The sequence below is a fragment of the Asaia platycodi JCM 25414 genome, assembly GCF_000614545.1.
Taxonomy (GTDB): domain Bacteria; phylum Pseudomonadota; class Alphaproteobacteria; order Acetobacterales; family Acetobacteraceae; genus Asaia; species Asaia platycodi.
Window position 1 is genome coordinate 1 of sequence record NZ_BAKW01000031.1, and the last position, 904, is coordinate 904.

Consider the following 904-nt stretch of genomic DNA (forward strand, 5'->3'; position numbering starts at 1 on the left):
CTTGCAGAATGCTGCTCATGAGAGCGGAGGTACAAGTAAGGGGGGGGAGTGCATCTTCCGGGCGACAAAAATGGACTACGGATCAAGCCGCTGGCAGTCTGATAGAGAATGCGGGTGAGAAAAGTACAGCAACGTTTGATGCAGAGGCGTTCGAAAAAAGCTTGTCTAATCTAAGCGCATCGGAGCGCGTTGCTATTGTAAAAAATCAAGCTAAAAATATCGCGCAGGAGTACGGATGGAAAAAAGATAATAAACTATCGAGAATTAATAATAGAGATATATATCAGACTGAAGACGGAGAAATTTATTCTGTTGACACACAACATGGAAGGCTTGAGAAAATCAATCCTAGAAACGGGAACCATTTGGGAGAATTTAATTTCAATCTAGATCCGACTGGCAAAATAGATAGATCTGGTGGTCATGACATAAAGGTAAGATAATGCGCTCGTTCGTAAAACTTATAGAATTAGAAAATAAATATTTGACGAGAGGAAGCGTGTTTAGGCTTCCCGCGAAGTATCCTTATGAGTCCATTGTTGACTTTATGGTTTGTGAAAACTTAGCGAGTGTCAGTAGATTTTCTTTGATGGTGACAACGGGATATAAAGCTGGGATAATCTTTCAAAATTTTCCGCTAGAGTCCCTATATGATAATTGTAGTATAAGTGTTGGCTGGATCGTAGAGAATTGGGACGAGTGGATATATCCCGAATGTACTGTGGAGAATGTATTTGTTTCAGATGGATATGTTCCCAATATGCAGTAATCGAGTATGTTTCACTGAGCTAAAATAGCATTTCTGTATCAGACGCTCTATCTGGCACCGGGCAATGTGGCGCTGACAGGCGGCACGATTGCGGCGAAAGACGTGTCGCTTGCGGGCGCGAGCGTCACGAATAGT

At 42.4% G+C, this 904-nt stretch carries 2 protein-coding genes; both read left to right on the plus strand.

Annotated features, from left to right (window positions below; genetic code table 11):
* The coding region (locus JCM25414_RS15260) for a colicin E3/pyocin S6 family cytotoxin (RefSeq protein ID WP_025842206.1) at positions 1-443 on the plus strand (443 nt) is incomplete at its 5' end.
* Positions 443-769 (plus strand): Imm45 family immunity protein, encoded by a 327-nt coding sequence (gene imm45 / locus JCM25414_RS26885; RefSeq protein ID WP_025842207.1) that lies wholly within the window; start codon positions 443-445, stop codon positions 767-769. The genes JCM25414_RS15260 and imm45, both read left to right, overlap by 1 nt.
* The last annotated feature ends 135 nt before the right edge of the window (positions 770-904 follow it).

What these genes read in the sequence shown, in the direction of transcription:
- imm45 (WP_025842207.1), top strand. Translation starts at nt 443, where the DNA reads ATGCGCTCGTTCGTAAAACTTATAGAATTAGAAAATAAATATTTGACG.